Origin of the sequence: Flavobacterium sp. LHD-85, from assembly GCF_030929595.1 — a bacterium.
Classification (GTDB): domain Bacteria; phylum Bacteroidota; class Bacteroidia; order Flavobacteriales; family Flavobacteriaceae; genus Flavobacterium.
In genome coordinates this window covers 570,897-587,326 of sequence record NZ_JAVFVR010000001.1, presented here as the reverse complement: position 1 = coordinate 587,326, position 16,430 = coordinate 570,897, and the positions used below count along the sequence as shown (strand labels likewise).

10 protein-coding genes are annotated in these 16,430 nt (G+C 34.7%); all 10 read left to right on the top strand.

Annotated elements, in window-relative coordinates:
* The first annotated feature begins 2 nt into the window (after positions 1–2).
* The 10 genes from RB618_RS02580 (at position 3) to RB618_RS02535 (ending at position 16,424) form a co-directional block, all read left to right on the top strand.
* Positions 3–1,712 carry a RagB/SusD family nutrient uptake outer membrane protein gene (locus RB618_RS02580; RefSeq protein ID WP_308067344.1) on the top strand — a complete coding sequence of 570 codons (1,710 nt, stop codon included), beginning with the start codon at positions 3–5 and terminating at the stop codon, positions 1,710–1,712.
* A gap of 28 nt (positions 1,713–1,740) precedes the next feature.
* The gene (locus RB618_RS02575) at positions 1,741–2,535 is read left to right on the top strand and encodes a hypothetical protein (RefSeq protein WP_308067343.1); all 795 of its coding nucleotides are present in this window, start codon (positions 1,741–1,743) and stop codon (positions 2,533–2,535) included.
* A 1,044-nt stretch (positions 2,536–3,579) separates the two neighbouring features.
* A complete protein-coding gene (locus RB618_RS02570; RefSeq protein ID WP_308067342.1) occupies positions 3,580–6,690 on the top strand; it encodes a TonB-dependent receptor in 3,111 nt (1,036 codons plus the stop codon).
* Between the two features lie 15 nt (positions 6,691–6,705).
* Positions 6,706–8,214 carry a RagB/SusD family nutrient uptake outer membrane protein gene (locus RB618_RS02565; protein ID WP_308067341.1) on the top strand — a complete coding sequence of 503 codons (1,509 nt, stop codon included), beginning with the start codon at positions 6,706–6,708 and terminating at the stop codon, positions 8,212–8,214.
* 166 nt (positions 8,215–8,380) lie between these two features.
* Positions 8,381–9,835 (top strand): glycoside hydrolase family 30 protein, encoded by a 1,455-nt coding sequence (locus RB618_RS02560; RefSeq protein WP_308067340.1) that lies wholly within the window; start codon positions 8,381–8,383, stop codon positions 9,833–9,835.
* A 93-nt stretch (positions 9,836–9,928) separates the two neighbouring features.
* The gene (locus RB618_RS02555; protein WP_308067339.1) at positions 9,929–11,380 is read left to right on the top strand and encodes a glycoside hydrolase family 30 protein; all 1,452 of its coding nucleotides are present in this window, start codon (positions 9,929–9,931) and stop codon (positions 11,378–11,380) included.
* 28 nt (positions 11,381–11,408) lie between these two features.
* Complete coding sequence (locus RB618_RS02550) at positions 11,409–12,881, top strand: glycoside hydrolase family 30 beta sandwich domain-containing protein (protein WP_308067338.1); 1,473 nt, start codon at positions 11,409–11,411, stop codon at positions 12,879–12,881.
* A gap of 133 nt (positions 12,882–13,014) precedes the next feature.
* A complete protein-coding gene (locus tag RB618_RS02545) occupies positions 13,015–14,085 on the top strand; it encodes a glycoside hydrolase family 16 protein (protein WP_308067337.1) in 1,071 nt (356 codons plus the stop codon).
* A gap of 72 nt (positions 14,086–14,157) precedes the next feature.
* Positions 14,158–14,997: an endonuclease/exonuclease/phosphatase family protein gene (locus tag RB618_RS02540; protein WP_308067336.1), complete on the top strand. Its 840-nt coding sequence runs from the start codon at positions 14,158–14,160 to the stop codon at positions 14,995–14,997.
* Between the two features lie 2 nt (positions 14,998–14,999).
* Entirely contained in the window at positions 15,000–16,424 is a 1,425-nt protein-coding gene (locus tag RB618_RS02535; protein WP_308067335.1) for a glycoside hydrolase family 30 beta sandwich domain-containing protein, read from the top strand.
* Positions 16,425–16,430 lie beyond the last annotated feature (6 nt).

The following is a 16,430-nucleotide window of genomic DNA, read 5'->3' as shown; positions in this document are numbered from 1 at the left end:
CAATGAAAAAACTAAGATATATAATAGCAATTTCAGTAATTTTTACAGTGTATAGCTGTAATGATGAACTGGATACGGAGAACCTTTCAGAAAAGAGTTTAGCTAGTTTTTATAAATCTCCTACTGATATAGACGAAGCAATGGCAGGTATTTATAATGCCATCTATACAGCGAATGTGCATAGTGAAGAACAAGTAGCCGCAAACTTGATGGACAATATGATGCTTGGTGGGGGAGGTCCTGATGATAAATCGGCAAAATGGGTAGATAATTTTGAGGATCCTGCTGAAGATACGTATCGTGATATGTGGAGACAATCATATAATGGAATTTCGAGAGCAAATGCTATTATTGAAAAAGTTCCAGATGCAGATTTTTCTAAGTATTTTGATACGCCACAACTAGCAGATGAGTTTAAAAAGCAAGCTCTTGGAGAAGCTTTGTTTATGAGAGCTTTCTTTTACTTCAGATTAGCAAAATTCTTTGGAGGGGTACCATTGATTGTAAAATATGATGGTGATAGATTAGTTGCTAGATCGACTTATACTGAGACATTCGCACAAATCGCATCTGATTTAAAACTAGCTATTGAAACTATGCCTTCTACACCGTTTACAAGCCTTCCGACTTCAAGATACGGTCATGCAAATAAATGGGTTGCGGAAGCATATATGGGACGTGTGTTTTTGTTTTATACGGGTTACATGAGCAACATCGAAAAGCAAGCAACGACAGATTTGCCTCTTGTTGGAGGCGGTGCTTTAACGGCAACACAAGTTGGGGCTTATTTAAATGATTGTATCAATAATAGCGGTTATAAGCTAGCAGCTGATTTTAGAAATCTTTGGCCATATTCTTATGTAAATAAAAGCGCAAAAGATGATACTCTATTGCCTTGGGCTGCAGCAGAAGGTTTGTCATGGGTAGGTCAAGACGGTGCTACACCAACATTTGGAACAGGAAACTTTGAAACAATGTTTATGCAAAGATACTCTTTTGGTAGCTGGGATTGGACAAATGGTCAGAGTTATACTAATAGACTTGCTCTGTTTAATTCATTACGCGGTAACTCATTAGCACCTTTTGGAGAAGGTTGGGGATGGTGTACTGTAAATCCAAAATTATTTTCAGGATGGGATGATGCCGATCCAAGAAAAAGAGGATCTATACTTGAAGTGGGTAAAGCAGAACAAGGAACAGCTGGTTATGCAGCTGATAAAGGAGATCATGAAACAGGGTATTTTAATAAAAAATATGTTGCATTACAGCACGATAATGGTAAAGGATCATATGTTGGAATGTTTGTTCAGATGTACGATTGGAAAATTACCGATATGCAGTTAATGCATGCTCAAGACTTTATTCTTATGCGTTTTGCTGATGTATTATTAATGCATTCTGAAATTACTAAAACGCCAGAAGGTATGAATGCAGTAAGACTAAGAGCAAAATTAGGACCTGTTGGATATTCTCTTGATAATATCAAAACAGAGCGTTTACACGAGTTGGCCTTCGAAGGATTACATTGGTTTGACTTAGTTCGTTGGGGAGATGTAGATACCGCATTTAATGATGTGATTCAAGTTAGAAACTCCGGTGTTGATGCTAATTATAGTGTAAAATACAGATCTGAAACTAAAGGGTTAGTTCCGATTCCTGAAACTGAAATAAGACTATTAAATGGAGTTTATAATCAAAATCCGGGGTGGTAATATTTATTAACTATTAATAATTAGAAAGATGAAAATTCATAATATAAAATATTTACTAATTGCTGCCTTTACGCTGGTCTTTTCGGCGTGTGACCCAATTGTAGACGAACAGCATTTGAGCAATTCAACAACTGTTGAGAATGTCCAGCTTAAAGCAACAAATACTACGGCTGGTGGTAATGAAATTAAACTTGAAATGCTTAGTCCTGGTATTAGTGGTTATTGGGATTATATAATAGACAAGGCGTTAACAGATACTCGTACTATTACAATGCCGGTGACTGGAACTTTTAATTTTGCTTTTAAAGGGACGTTAGGTGCAGAATTTTTTGAAAAAACAATTCCTGTTACAATTAGTGTATTAGATCATCCTGTTCCACCAGAATGGGGAGCTTTATTAGGTTCAAATGCTAAAGAAGGTAAAACATGGGTTTTTGATGGTACTGCAGGTTCAGGTGAATTGTTTTGGTTTATGTCTCCTCCGAATGATCCTAATTCGGCGATGAGTGCATGGTGGAATGCAGGGGGAGAATGTTGCCCTCCACTAGATGTTGAAGGTAAAATGCATTTTGATTTGGATGGTGCGCCAAATTACAACCATTACCAAACAGCATCTGCAGCCGCTGAAAAGGGCAGCTTTGTTTTGGATGTTACTAACAAAAAGTTATTTATTAAAAAATCAAAAATCTTGGGGTATGAAGCTGGAAACTCTGAGAATGAGTATAATATTATTACCCTTACAGAAGATAAATTAGTATTATATGTACCAAAAAGTTTAAAAGATCCTAAAACAGGTTGGACTTTTGTCTATAAGCCTGAATAATATATTTTGTGTTAGTTATTTCGAAAAAGGAAGACTAAAAAATTCCTTTTTCGAATTTCAAACCTTATTTACGCTTTATTCTAATGCTGAAAGTGTATTTTAAGATTTAAACTATGGTTAGTTTAAGTTAAGTTTATTGCCTGGTAGCCCGTAATTTCGATTACGGGCTTTTTTTTTACTTATAGGTTTAGCAGTCAAATAATTGATGCTTGTGGATGTTAATAAGGGGTATAAAGCCAAAAAAGTGTTGTTCCAATTCAATTTTTGGGCTGTATTCCAGCTAAATTCTTTTTCCTTTCTGTTTAGAACATTATCAGAGGACTTGAGAAGCTAGGCTGAGATTCTTTCTGCTTTTTTCATAAAGATTTGGGCTCTCGCTGTTGTTCTTTTTGATGCGTATGCGAAGTGTTTTTTCATCTCTACAAATCAAAATTAATTTAAGTCTTTAAAATCCTTTTAAGACAAAAAGGCTTTTCAGTTTTTCAATTAGATGAAAATGGCCGTATTTCATCATTTTGCATTAAAAATGGCGTTTTTCTCCATTTTCGAAGACGAAATTTTACAATTACAAGCTTAAAAAACGTATTAAAAATAAGTTTTTTCCTGTAAATTTATTGAAAATAAGATTTTTCTTTCAGTAAAAATTATTATTAATAATGTAAAAAAAGTAGGGTAAAAATATGATATTCTCTATTTTTTGGTTTTTGCAAAATCTGAAACTTTTTTTGCTGTAATAGTCTATAAAATAGCTCTTTATAGGTTGTTTTGTAGTACTACCACGTTGTAGTTTTAATAATATTTAATAAAGTTTTCACTCAAAAATATAATGTAGTGTTATTTTTTAAAATTAACTTTTTTTTAGTACTATTTTTTATTTTATTAATTGTTTAAAAATCAATAGTTTGTATTTTTTTTGATGTGTTTTTATAATATTATTTATTTCGATTTGATGTGTTTTTGTAGTGACTTTTTGATGTGAAAAGTAAAAATTTAGTTTTAGTATTGCATCAAATTACTAATTAATTAACCAAAATTTTTAGAAAAATGAAATTAACAAAATTACTTGTTTTTTGTATTTCATCTTTATTATTCTCGGTTATAGCTGTGGCTCAGGATGTCACAGTAAATGGAATAATTAACGATGAAAATGGTTTGCCTGTTCCAGGCGCAACAGTTGTATTAAAAGGTACTACAAAATCTACGGCGTCAGATTTTGATGGAAAATTCCAAATTCAGGCACCTTCAAACGGATCACTAACAATTACTTTTATTGGTTACGCTACAGTAACAGAAGCAGTAAACGGAAGAACAAAAATTACAATTCAATTAAAACCAGAATCACAATCTTTAAATGAGGTTGTAGTTGTCGGATATGGTACTCAAAAGAAATCTGTTGTAACTGGGGCAATCTCAAGTGTAAAATCGGCTGATCTTGAAAAAGTACCAAACGGAAGAGTTGAGCAGGCTTTACAGGGTAGAGTAGCAGGGGTTTCTGTTGCCGCAGTTTCTGGACAGCCAGGTGAAAAGTCTAAAGTTCGTGTAAGAGGTATCACTACATTTAGAGAAGGTGGAAATGACCCTCTTTGGGTTGTTGATGGTATTGCTGTAGATGCAAATGCTATTGGTTTTATCAACCAAAGTGATATTGAGTCTATCGAGGTGCTTAAAGATGCTGCTTCTGCTGCAATCTATGGTACTCGTGCTGCTACAGGGGTTATCTTAGTTACAACTAAAAAAGGTAAGTCAGGAAAAATTTCTGTAAACTATAATGGTTTTGCAGGTGTTTCTGCTCCAGCCAAGAGATTAAATATGTTGAATGCTACTCAGTATGCAACTTTAATGAATGAAAAATCTTTAAATGACGGAGGTGCACTTAAATACCAAAATCCAGCATCTTATGGAAAAGGTACAGATTGGCAGGATGCAATCTTTAATGATTCTGCTTTCAGATACACACACGAATTAAGTATTAGTGGTGGTGGTGAAAAATCTACTTTCTATGCTTCTTTCGGAATTCAAGATCAGGAAGGTATCGTTACTACAGATATTTCTAACTATACAAAGAAAAACTTCCGATTAAACTCAACACACAAAATTTCTGATTACTTTACTTTCGGACAAACTTTTGGATACACACACCAAAAAACAAAAGGTATTGGTAATACAAACAGTGAGTTTGGAGGACCTTTAAGCTCTGCAGTTAACTTAGATCCGCTTACTCCACTAGTAGTAACAGATCCTACTGAAGCAAGTTCAGGTTTTTATACTAATCCAAATGTTGTTAGAGATGCAAATGGTAATCCTTACGGAATTTCTTCTTTAGTGCAACAAGAGATGACAAACCCTCTAGGTTATATCCAAACAAGATTAGGAGGATACAACTGGTCAGATGATTTTGTTGGAAATGCTTATTTAGAGGCTAATATTACAAGCCACTTAAAATTTAGAACTACACTTGGTGGTAAGTTAGCTTATTGGGGAGATGAAATGTTTACTCCAGTTTTCTTCTTAAACCCAAACATGAAGGCTGATAGAAATAATTACAGTCAAAATAATAACAGATCTTTAGCATGGACATTAGAGAATACTTTAAGTTATGCTAATAAATTTGGAGATCACAACCTAAGTGTTTTAGCAGGACAGGGCGCTTATGTTGAAAATATTGGTGGTTCTATTGGAGTAACAATGTTTGGATTGCCAATTACAAGCTACAAGGATGCTTCTTTTAACTTTGATATTCCACAATCTGATAGAGTTAACAGAGCAAGTGATTTTGTTGAGCACAAATTATCTTCATTGTTTTTACGTGCGAACTACGATTACATGGAAAAATATCTTTTTACTGGTATTGTTCGTCGTGATGGTTCAACTCGTTTTGGTGAAAACAAAAAATGGGGAGTTTTCCCTTCATTCTCTTTAGGATGGGTAGTTTCAAAAGAAGGTTTCTGGAAAGAGAACAATGTAGTGAATACATTAAAACTACGTGGAGGTTACGGAGTTGTAGGTAATGATAACATCGATGATTTTAAATATAGAGCAACAGTTGTTGGAGGTTATAACTATGCTGTTGGAACTTCAGGAGGTATTACTACAGGTTACGGAAACTCTACTCTTCCAAATGCAAACTTAGGATGGGAAGAAACTTCTCAAACTACAGTAGGTCTTGATGCAAAATTATTTAGTGATTTTTCTCTTACTCTTGATTACTACAAAAAAACAACAAAAGGAATCTTAAGAAACATTGTAATTCCTGGATACGTTGGAGTTGTTGATGCACCTTCTGCAAATATTGCCGATATGGACAATAGTGGTTTTGAAGCAGAATTGGGATACAAGAAAAGACTTGGAGAGTTTAATTTGGGTGTGAATGCAAACTTTGCATACTTGAAAAACGAAATTACTTATGTTGGATCATCTACAAACTTTATTGTCGGAGATGCTTCTTTCCAATCTATGGGGCCGGTAACTAGAACACAAGTTGGACACTCTTTTAACGAGTTTTACGGATTTAGAACAGCTGGAATTTTCCAAAATGATGCAGAAGTTGCAGCATACAAAAATGCATCTGGAGGTTTAATTCAGCCAAATGCAAAACCTGGAGATTTCCGTTGGGTTGACGCTAACAATGATGGAAAAATTACTGATGACGATAAACAATTCTTAGGAACTAACGTGCCTAAATATACTTTTGGTTTTACAGTAAACTTAGATTACAAAAACTTTGACTTTATGGCATTTACTCAAGGAGCTGCTGGAAGCAAAATTTTCCAAGGGTTAAGAAGGTTAGATGTACTTAATGCAAACTATCAGACAAAAGCTTTAGATCGTTGGCATGGAGAAGGAACTTCAAATGATTATCCAAGATTGACAAATAACGATCCAAATAAAAACTACACAAACATGTCTGATTTTTATCTTGAAGATGGAAATTACCTACGTTTAAAAGTAGTAACTCTTGGATACACAATGCCAAGTAATTTATCATCTAAAATTGGAGCAGATAAGGTTCGTTTTTACCTAACAGGAGAAAACTTAGTAACTTTTACAAAATACACTGGGTATGATCCAGAAATTGGAGGTCAGGTTTATGGTGTAGATAAAGGAGTTTATCCGCAAGCAAGATCTATTCTGTTTGGAGCTAACGTTCAATTTTAAAAAAATTAAAGAATCATGAAAACGATAAAATTTAAATATATATATATAGCTGTGGCAATGGCGGTTCTAGGATCTTGTTCTGAAGATTTTGTAACCATCAACCCAGAAGGAAAATTTGATACAAGTACATACTTTTCTAATGAACAGCAATGTTATGCCGCTTTAATTGGAGTTTATGATCCGATGAGAAAAAACACCGGAGGTTTTGAAAACTTGGTAGCAATGCTAAATGCAGGTTCTGATGATTTTTATGCTGGTGGAGGTAGCTCTACAGATGGAACAGGAATCCAGAATTTCTCTACCCATTCACTTACTTCTATTACAATTCCTGGAAGTTACTGGAGCGATCACTACCAAGGTATTTCTAGAGCAAATCTTTTATTATTTAAGTTGCCATCTGCAACAATGAATGATGCGGTTAGAAACAGATTTGCAGCAGAAGCTAAAACATTGCGTGCACTTTACTATTTCAATTTAGTAAGAATGTTCAAAAACCTTGCTTTAGTTTTAGAGCCATTAACTACAGAAACAATTTATACTCCAGAGCAAGTTGCACCAGAAGTAATTTATGCTCAAATAGAGAAAGATTTAACTGAGGCTATTGCAGTTTTACCAAATACTGTGGTAAAAGATACTGAAGCTGGAAGATTTAATAAAGGAGCAGCTCAAGCACTTTTAGGAAAAGTGTATTTGTTTGAAGGTAAAAAAGCCGAAGCGGCAGCTGTATTAGCAGAAGTAAACGGTACGCCAGGAGCTGTAAACCAATACGGTAATAAATTATTGCCTGAATTTAGTGATTTATGGGTAACATCAAACAAATTCAATGAAGAGTCATTAATCGAAGTATCTCACAGTAGTGCAGGTAACTCTGACTGGACATTCTGGGGACAAGGTAGAGACGAAGGAAACTCTTTAAACATTATGGTTGGACCTAGAGGATATTCTAGACCAGCAGGTTCTACTGCACCAAATCTTCCTTCAGGATGGGCTTTCAACGTTGCAACTCAAAAATTATATGATGCAATGCAGGGTGATCCACGTTTAGGTGCTACAATTCTTGACTTAAAAGCTTTAAAAGCGGCAGGTAAGGCAAACTATATTCCTGCTTACCAAGACACAGGATATTTCTTGAATAAATATCTTCCAAGACAGTCAGATGTTAGTACAGGTGGTGGTAACTCAGAGTTGAACTACAAACAAAACTCTTATGTAATCAGACTTGCAGATACTTACTTGATGGAAGCAGAAGCTTTAGGATCTGGAGCAAGAGCACAAGCTTTACTAGATGCAGTTAGAGATAGAGCAAAACTACCTCATGTGCCTGTAACATTAGCGGCGATCAAACATGAAAGAAGAATGGAATTAGCAGGTGAAGGACATAGATTCTTTGATTTAGTAAGATGGGGAGATGCAGCTGCTGCATTATCTGACAGAGGCTTTGACGCTGGAACAGATGAGATTTTCCCAATTCCGTACACAGAACTTAACGGTACTAAATTGAAACAAAATCCTAACTACCAATAAAAGTTGAATTCCGACAAAAATAAAAAGTTAAGTTAAGTTTAAGTTTGGTTGTAAATAGCCCATAATCATTATGAGTATGGGCTATTTTTTAAATCCTTCAAAAGGGTAGAACTCGTTTTTTGATTTCTTCTAAACTTCAATTTAAAAAAATAATAATTGGAAGCGAATGAAAAAAAATAGCCTAAAAATTTTATGCCTTTTGTTTGCTGCAGCAGCTTTTGCACAACAGCCAAAAACAAAAAAAGAGTTTACAACCAACGGCAAAAAAATAACCGTTTATACTACTGCAGAAAACTCAAAGTTACGATTAACCACTACAGATAATTTGACTTTTTCTGCTGCAAAACAGCCTTTAGAAACAGAAACTTCTGTTTTTGTACAGCCAGCCAAAAAGTTTCAGACTTTTATGGGAATCGGAGGAGCAATTACAGATGCTAGCGCCGAAATATTTGCTAAACTTTCAAAAGAAAAACAAGCAGAATTCTTAAATGCTTATTACGATACACAAAAAGGAATAGGCTATTCTTTGCTAAGAACAACAATTCAAAGTTCTGATTTTAGCAGTGGAAGCTATTCTTATATCGAAGAAGGAGACAAAGACCTGAAGACTTTTTCTATTGACCATGACAGGCAATATCGTATTCCTTTAATAAAACAAGCCATTCAGAAAGCAGGTGGAAAATTGACAACATACGCTGCGCCTTGGTCACCAAATGCTTTTATGAAAAGCAATAAAAATGTATTAAAAGGAGGAACTTTGCTTCCTGAATATTACCAGACTTGGGCCAACTTTTATGTGAAATTTATTAAAGCCTACGAAAAAGAAGGAATTCCGATTTGGGGAACTTCTACACAAAATGAACCAATGGCGGTTCAGACTTGGGAATCTTGTATTTACACAGCTGAAGCCGAAAGAGATTTCATCAAAAATTATCTTGGACCAACTTTGAAAAAAGAAAACCTTGGCAATAAAAAAATTATTGTTTGGGATCATAACCGTGATTTAATGAATTACCGTGCCAACGTAATTTACTCAGATCCAGAAGCATCAAAGTATGTTTGGGGAATGGGATTCCATTGGTACGAAACTTGGTCGGGCGGAGCGCCAATGTTTAATAATGTTGGAAAAGTAAATGAAGCTTATCCGGATAAAAAATTGATGTTTACTGAAGGTTGCATCGAAAAATTTGATGCATCAAAATATCAGTTTTGGGGTAATGCAGAACGTTACGGCACTAACATGATTCATGATTTTAATAACGGAACGGTTGCTTGGACAGATTGGAATATTCTTCTAGATCAGAACGGTGGGCCAAATCATGTTGGAAATTTCTGTTTTGCACCAATTCACGCAGATACTACAACAGGCGAATTAATCTACACACCATCGTATTATTACATCGGACACTTTTCAAAGTTTATCCGTCTGGATGCTGTGCGAGTAAGCACTGCAGTAAGCAAAAGTGCTTTATTGAGCACCTCTTTTTTAAATGCTGACGGAACCATGGCGACTATCGTTATGAACCAATCGGCAAACGACCTTACCTACAATTTGATTATTGGAGATAAAAAGGCAGAAGTGAAAATTCCGCCGCACGCTATACAAACACTTGTTTATTAATATTTTGTAGTAAAGTAATGAAGAGGACTAATTTGAATCATCCATTTTAGTCTTCTCTTTGCTTTTAATTTTTAAAACGATTTTTTAAGCAGCATGAAAGTTACCACTCAAATATTTTTATCAGCCTTTGTCTTAATGCAATTAAGCTGTTTTACTTCAAAAATAACAGCTCAAAAAAATAATAAAATAAAGGTTTATACTACAGCCGAAAACACCAATTTGAAATTGTCGTTATCAAATGATTTAATTTCAAAAAACAACACTAAACAACAAAAAAACTCAACAGTATCTATTCTAGTAAATACTGAAAAAACAGACCAAACCTTCCTAGGAATCGGAGGAGCAATTACAGATGCCAGTGCAGAAGTTTTTGCCAAATTATCGCCAAAAAAACAACAGGAATTTTTAACTGCCTATTACGATAAAAACAAGGGCATTGGATATTCTTTAGCGAGAACAAACATTCACAGCTGTGATTTCAGCAGTGACAGCTACACTTATATTTCTGAGGGAGACAAAGACCTAAAGACTTTTAATATTAACCACGATCGTAAATATAGAATTCCTTTAATCAAAAAAGCAATTGAAACAGCCGGCGGGAAACTAACCCTATTTGTCAGTCCTTGGAGTCCCCCAGCTTTCATGAAAGACAATAATGATATTTTGCACGGCGGCGTTTTATTGCCTGAATTTGCTCCAGCTTGGGCATTGTATTATGCCAAGTTTATAAAAGAATACGAAAAAGAAGGAATTCCAATCTGGGGATTAACGGTTCAGAACGAACCAATGGCCAAACAAAGATGGGAATCATGCATTTATACTCCAAAAGCAGAAAGAGATTTTCTTAAAAATCATCTAGGACCAACTTTAGAAAAAGAGGGACTAAGTTCTAAAAATGTCATTATTTGGGATCATAATCGAGGAGATATGCTAACCAAAAGAGCTAATCTTGTTTTCTCAGATCCTGAAGTTTCTAAATACGCATGGGGAATTGGATTTCATTGGTATGAAACATGGAATGGTGGCCCACCTCAATTTGAGTCTGTGGCAAAAGTTCACGAAGCGTTCCCAAACAAAAATCTGCTTTTTACAGAAGGATGTATTGAAAAATTTGATGCTTCTAAATATCAGTTTTGGGGAAATGCAGAACGTTACGGAATCAATATGATTCATGATTTTAATAATGGAACAGTTGGCTGGACAGACTGGAATATTCTTTTAGACCAGAACGGAGGGCCTAACCACGTTGGTAATTTCTGTTTTGCACCAATCCATGCTGATACTGCAAAAGATGAATTAATTTATACTCCAATGTATTATTATATTGGACATTTCTCAAAATTCATTAGACCAAACGCAAAAAGAGTACTTGAAACCACAAGCGATAAATCTTTATTGAGTACTTCTTTTAAAAATTCTGACGGACAATTGATTACGATTGTAATGAATCAATCTGAAAAAGAGGTTGTTTATTCTTTAGAAAATCAAAAAGAAAAAACGACGATTACAATTCCGGCACATGCAATACAAACTATTGTATACTAATTGCCCAACTAACTAAAAACCACAGAAAATGAAGTTTAATTTAAAGAATACTATAAAAGCGTTTTGCTGTATGGTGGTCGTATTGGCTCAGGTTAAATGTTCCTCTTCAAGTGATCCGGTAGAAAATCCGCCTATAGATCCGCCAGTGGTAAATCCTCCAGTAGAAGTTACAAAAGATGTTGATTTCTGGCTCACAAAGGGCAATCAGAGTGCTTTGTTGGAAAAACAATCCGTAATATTAGGATTTGGCACAACAGCAAATACATATGCAAACATTGAAGTTAAGGATACACAAAAATATCAAACTATTGATGGTTTTGGATATACTTTGACAGGAGGGAGCGTAGATGTTATTAACCAATTAAATGCGACAAAAAGAACTGCTCTTTTGCAGGAGTTATTTGGTTCTGGAGAAAACGCAATAGGAGTAAGTTATATTAGAATCAGTATTGGGGCTTCAGATTTAAGTGCAGCGCCTTTTACTTATAATGATCTTGCAACTGGAGAAACAGATTTAAATTTAGATAAATTTAGTTTAGAAAAAGACAAAAATCTAATTGCCATGCTGAAAGAAATTTTGGCGATTAATCCTAAAATTCTAATCTTAGCAACACCTTGGTCTGCACCAATTTGGATGAAAGATGTTGCTAGTTTTAAAGGCGGAAAACTGAAGCCAGAATATTACAATGTCTACGCTAAGTATTTTGTAAAATACATTCAGCAAATGAAAGCAGAAGGAATTACAATTGATGCTGTAACTCCTCAAAACGAACCTTTACATGACGGAAACAACCCAAGCATGTATATGTCTGCGGCTGATCAGGCAAGTTTCATAAAAAATGGTTTGGGGCCAGCATTTAAGGCAGCAAATCTAAGTGTGAAGATTATTGCCTACGATCACAATTGCGATAATCCAAATTATCCAAAAACAATTTTGGCAGATGCAGATGCCTCTCCGTTTGTAGACGGATCGGCTTTTCATTTATATGCTGGAGATATCAGTGCACTAACAGATGTGTATAATTCATACCCGACCAAAAATGTCTATTTTACAGAACAATGGACTTCTTCTGATGGGAAATTTGATGGCGATTTAAAATGGCATCTTCGAAATGTAATTATCGGATCGATGAGAAATTACAGTAAAAATGCATTAGAATGGAATTTGGCTAACAATGCAAATTTTGGTCCTCATACAGATGGAGGCTGTGAGATGTGCAAAGGTGCTATAACCATAACTTCTAATAACAGTTTTGAGCGTAATGTAGCGTATTATATTATTGCACATGCTTCAAAATTTGTTCCAATGGGATCAACTAGAATTGAAAGTAATTCAGCTGGCAATTTGCAAAATGTTGCTTTTATTACGCCTTCGGGCTCTAAAGTATTAATTGTTGAAAATGATGGTGCTGCAACAGAAACTTTCAATATTAAATTTAACGGAAAATGGGTTACAACTTCACTTGAAGGAGGATCTGTTGGAACTTATACTTGGAAATAATCTAATAAAGAGTTCAATTTAAAAACTCTTTTTAATCTGATTTTTTTTGTTATTAACAAAAAACAAAAAGTAGTAGAAATAATATTTATCTTGATATTCAATTTATTAACGAAACCATTTAAATAATAAAAAGATGAAAATAATCAATCTCGCAAATAAAGCAGGAGCATTTACTTTAATCCTATTGTTTGTATTCCAGTCTTGCAGCAGTAATAATGATACTACTGATACTCCTGTCGTAGCTCCTGATAAAATTTCTGTACAAGTCGATGTAGTTGGTAAAACTGCTGAAATGCCAAATGGAGACGGAAGCGGAAAAATTAATTTAAAGATCGACGCTTCTAATGCAAAGTCATATAAAATAGTAGTAAACAATGAAACAAAAGAGTTTACAACCAGCAATTTTTCTTATGAGTTTACTCAGCCAGGAACCAAAACTTATACGATTGATGTTACGGCATTTAATGGAATAAAATATACTAATACTTCTACTACAGTAAATATTTTCGTAGCCAGAAAATTAATCTGGTCAGACGAATTTAATACCGATGGAGCACCAGATACTTCAAAATGGGGGTATGATTTAGGAAATGGAAATGGTTTTGGGAATAACGAATTACAATATTACACAAACCGATCTGAAAATGTAAAAATCGAAGGTGGTCTTTTGAAAATCACAGCAATCAAAGAAGCTTACCAAGGAAACCAATATACTTCTACAAGAATGCTGACGAGAGGTAAATTTTCTTTTAAATATGGAAGAGCAGAAGTTCGTGCCAAATTGCCAGTTGGTGGAGGTACTTGGCCTGCTTTCTGGCTGTTGGGAGATAATATTGATACTGCAGGTTGGCCGTTATGTGGAGAAATTGACATTTTAGAATCAGTTGGAAATAATCCAAATGTGATCCATTCGTCACTGCATTCTCCAGGGCGTTCAGGAAATACGCCAGACACCAAAACAACAACAGCTGCAAATTCGACAACTGAGTTTCATATTTACGCTGCCGAATGGGATGCCGAAAACATCAAATTTTATGTAGACGATAATTTATTTTACACGTATAAAAACTCAAGCACAACTCCATTTAATGCCAAATTCTTTGTGATTCTAAATTTAGCAATGGGAGGAAATTTTGGAGGAACTGTAGATCCAAATTTTAAAAGTGCTACTTACGAAATTGATTACGTAAGAGTGTACAATTAACATAACTTTTAAATAAATTTTTTTCTTTAAAGTCCCGTAAACACTAGATTTACAAGATTAAAATTTTTTAACATGAAAAAGATAAACAAACTTGTTTTTGCAGTAATGCTGCTTTTAGCCGTGAACTCATTTTATGGTCAGAATTTAAAAATTATGACTTATAATATCCGTTTGGATGTTGCTTCAGATGGAGAAAATGCGTGGCCAAAACGAAAGGATTATTTTACCTCTCAAATTGGGTTTTACAGTCCAGATGTTTTTGGAGTTCAAGAAGCAACACCAAATCAAGTTTTAGACATTGCATCGGCTTTGCCAAATTATAGCAGATTTGGAGTAGGAAGAGAAGAAGGCGGATTGGGAGAAGCCTGTACGATTTATTATAAAAAAGATCGTTTTAAAGTCGAACAATCTAACACTTTCTGGTTGTCTGAAACTCCAAATGTGGTGTCAAGAGGTTGGGATGCGGCATGTAACAGAGTTTGCACATACGGACTTTTTAAAGATTTAAAAACTAAAAAAATATTTTGGGTTTTCAATCTGCATTTGGATCATATGGGTGAAGAAGCGAGAGTGAAAGGCGTACAGCTTGCTCTTTCTAAAATTAAGGAACTAAATACTAAAAATTATCCAGCTTTTTTAATGGGTGATTTCAACTCAGAGCCAGATACAAAACAGATTAAAGAAATCAAAAATGTGATGAATGATACAAGAGACGTTTCAATAGAGAAACCTTTTGGTCCTTCAGGAACTTTCAATGATTTCAAACACAATGAACCCGTAACATTATTATTAGACTACATTTTTATTTCAAAAAATAGCGGTTTAAAAGTTCAAAAACACGCAGTGTTAAGTGATTCTAAAGATTTAAAATATCCGTCGGATCATTTGCCTGTCTTAATAGAAATAGATTAAAAATGAAAAACATCAACAAAAAACTTCAAATCCTGGTTTTACTGCCGTTAATTGCGATGCAGTTCAATTGCGGATCTTCAAAAAGTGTTACTGCCAATTCTGGAAAAGTAGAATCTTGGATTACTACTACAGATGAAACTTCAAAACTTAAAAAACAAACTGATTTGGCTTTTAGTTCAGAAACAAATTCAAATCAGACCATTGAAGTAAATCCAGCAGAGAAATTTCAAACCATAGAAGGTTTTGGATTCTCGCTAACAGGAGGAAGCGCTCAGGCTATCAAAAAATTGGATAAGGCAAAAAGAGAAGCATTACTTCAGGAATTATTTTCAAGAAAAGACAATGCAATTGGTCTAAGTTATTTAAGAATAAGTATTGGAGCATCAGATTTGAATGAAAAAGTTTTTTCGTATGATGATATGCCAGAAGGACAAACAGATATGAATTTGGAGCATTTCAATCTTGGTCCAGATTTAAACGATGTTATTCCGGTTTTAAAAGAGATTTTAGCCATAAATCCTAAAATCAAAATAATGGGTTCTCCGTGGTCGCCTCCAGTTTGGATGAAAGATAACGGAAGCTCAAAAGGCGGAAGCTTACAGCCAAAATACTATGGAGTTTATGCGCAGTATTTTGTAAAATACATTCAAGCAATGAAATCGCACGGAATTGTTATTGATGCGATTACGCCTCAAAACGAGCCATTGCACCCAGGAAACAATCCAAGTTTATTAATGTTGGCAGAACAGCAGGCAGATTTTATTGGGAATCATTTAGGTCCCGCTTTCGCGAAAGCAGGAATCAAAACCAAAATTATTGTTTACGATCACAATTGCAACAAACCAGAATATCCTTTGACGATTTTAAGAGATCCAAAAGCAAATCCGTTTGTAACAGGATCAGCTTTTCACTTGTACGAAGGAGATATTAGCGCTTTGACTACTGTTCATAACGAATTTCCAAATAAAGATTTGTATTTTACCGAACAATACACAGGTTCAGGAACTAATTTTGAAACTGACTTGAAATGGAGCGTAAAAAATGTAGTAATTGGTTCTATGAGAAACTGGAGTAAAAATGCACTTTCGTGGGGATTGGCAAATGATGAGTTCTACAAACCTTTCACACCAGGAGGATGCTCAACTTGTAAAGGTGCTTTAATGATTGATCAAAATCAAAATATCAAAAGAGAAGTAGGATATTATATCATCGGGCATGCTTCTAAATTTGTTCCAGAAGGTTCGGTAAGAATTGGAAGTAATATTGCGGGAAGCTTATACAATTTGGCTTTCAAAACTCCTTCAGGACAAACCGTTTTAATTGTAGAAAATGACGGAGCTTCAGCTGCAACATTTAATATTAAATACAACCAAAAACAAACCACAACCACTCTAAACGCAGGTGCAGTAGCAACTTACGTTTGGTAAACAACT

Coding starts and splice junctions, on each gene's coding strand:
- RB618_RS02565 (WP_308067341.1), top strand. CDS start 6,706: ATGAAAACGATAAAATTTAAATATATATATATAGCTGTGGCAATGGCG.
- RB618_RS02560 (WP_308067340.1), top strand. CDS start 8,381: ATGAAAAAAAATAGCCTAAAAATTTTATGCCTTTTGTTTGCTGCAGCA.
- RB618_RS02545 (WP_308067337.1), top strand. CDS start 13,015: ATGAAAATAATCAATCTCGCAAATAAAGCAGGAGCATTTACTTTAATC.
- RB618_RS02570 (WP_308067342.1), top strand. CDS start 3,580: ATGAAATTAACAAAATTACTTGTTTTTTGTATTTCATCTTTATTATTC.
- RB618_RS02575 (WP_308067343.1), top strand. CDS start 1,741: ATGAAAATTCATAATATAAAATATTTACTAATTGCTGCCTTTACGCTG.
- RB618_RS02540 (WP_308067336.1), top strand. CDS start 14,158: ATGAAAAAGATAAACAAACTTGTTTTTGCAGTAATGCTGCTTTTAGCC.
- RB618_RS02550 (WP_308067338.1), top strand. CDS start 11,409: ATGAAGTTTAATTTAAAGAATACTATAAAAGCGTTTTGCTGTATGGTG.
- RB618_RS02580 (WP_308067344.1), top strand. CDS start 3: ATGAAAAAACTAAGATATATAATAGCAATTTCAGTAATTTTTACAGTG.
- RB618_RS02535 (WP_308067335.1), top strand. CDS start 15,000: ATGAAAAACATCAACAAAAAACTTCAAATCCTGGTTTTACTGCCGTTA.
- RB618_RS02555 (WP_308067339.1), top strand. CDS start 9,929: ATGAAAGTTACCACTCAAATATTTTTATCAGCCTTTGTCTTAATGCAA.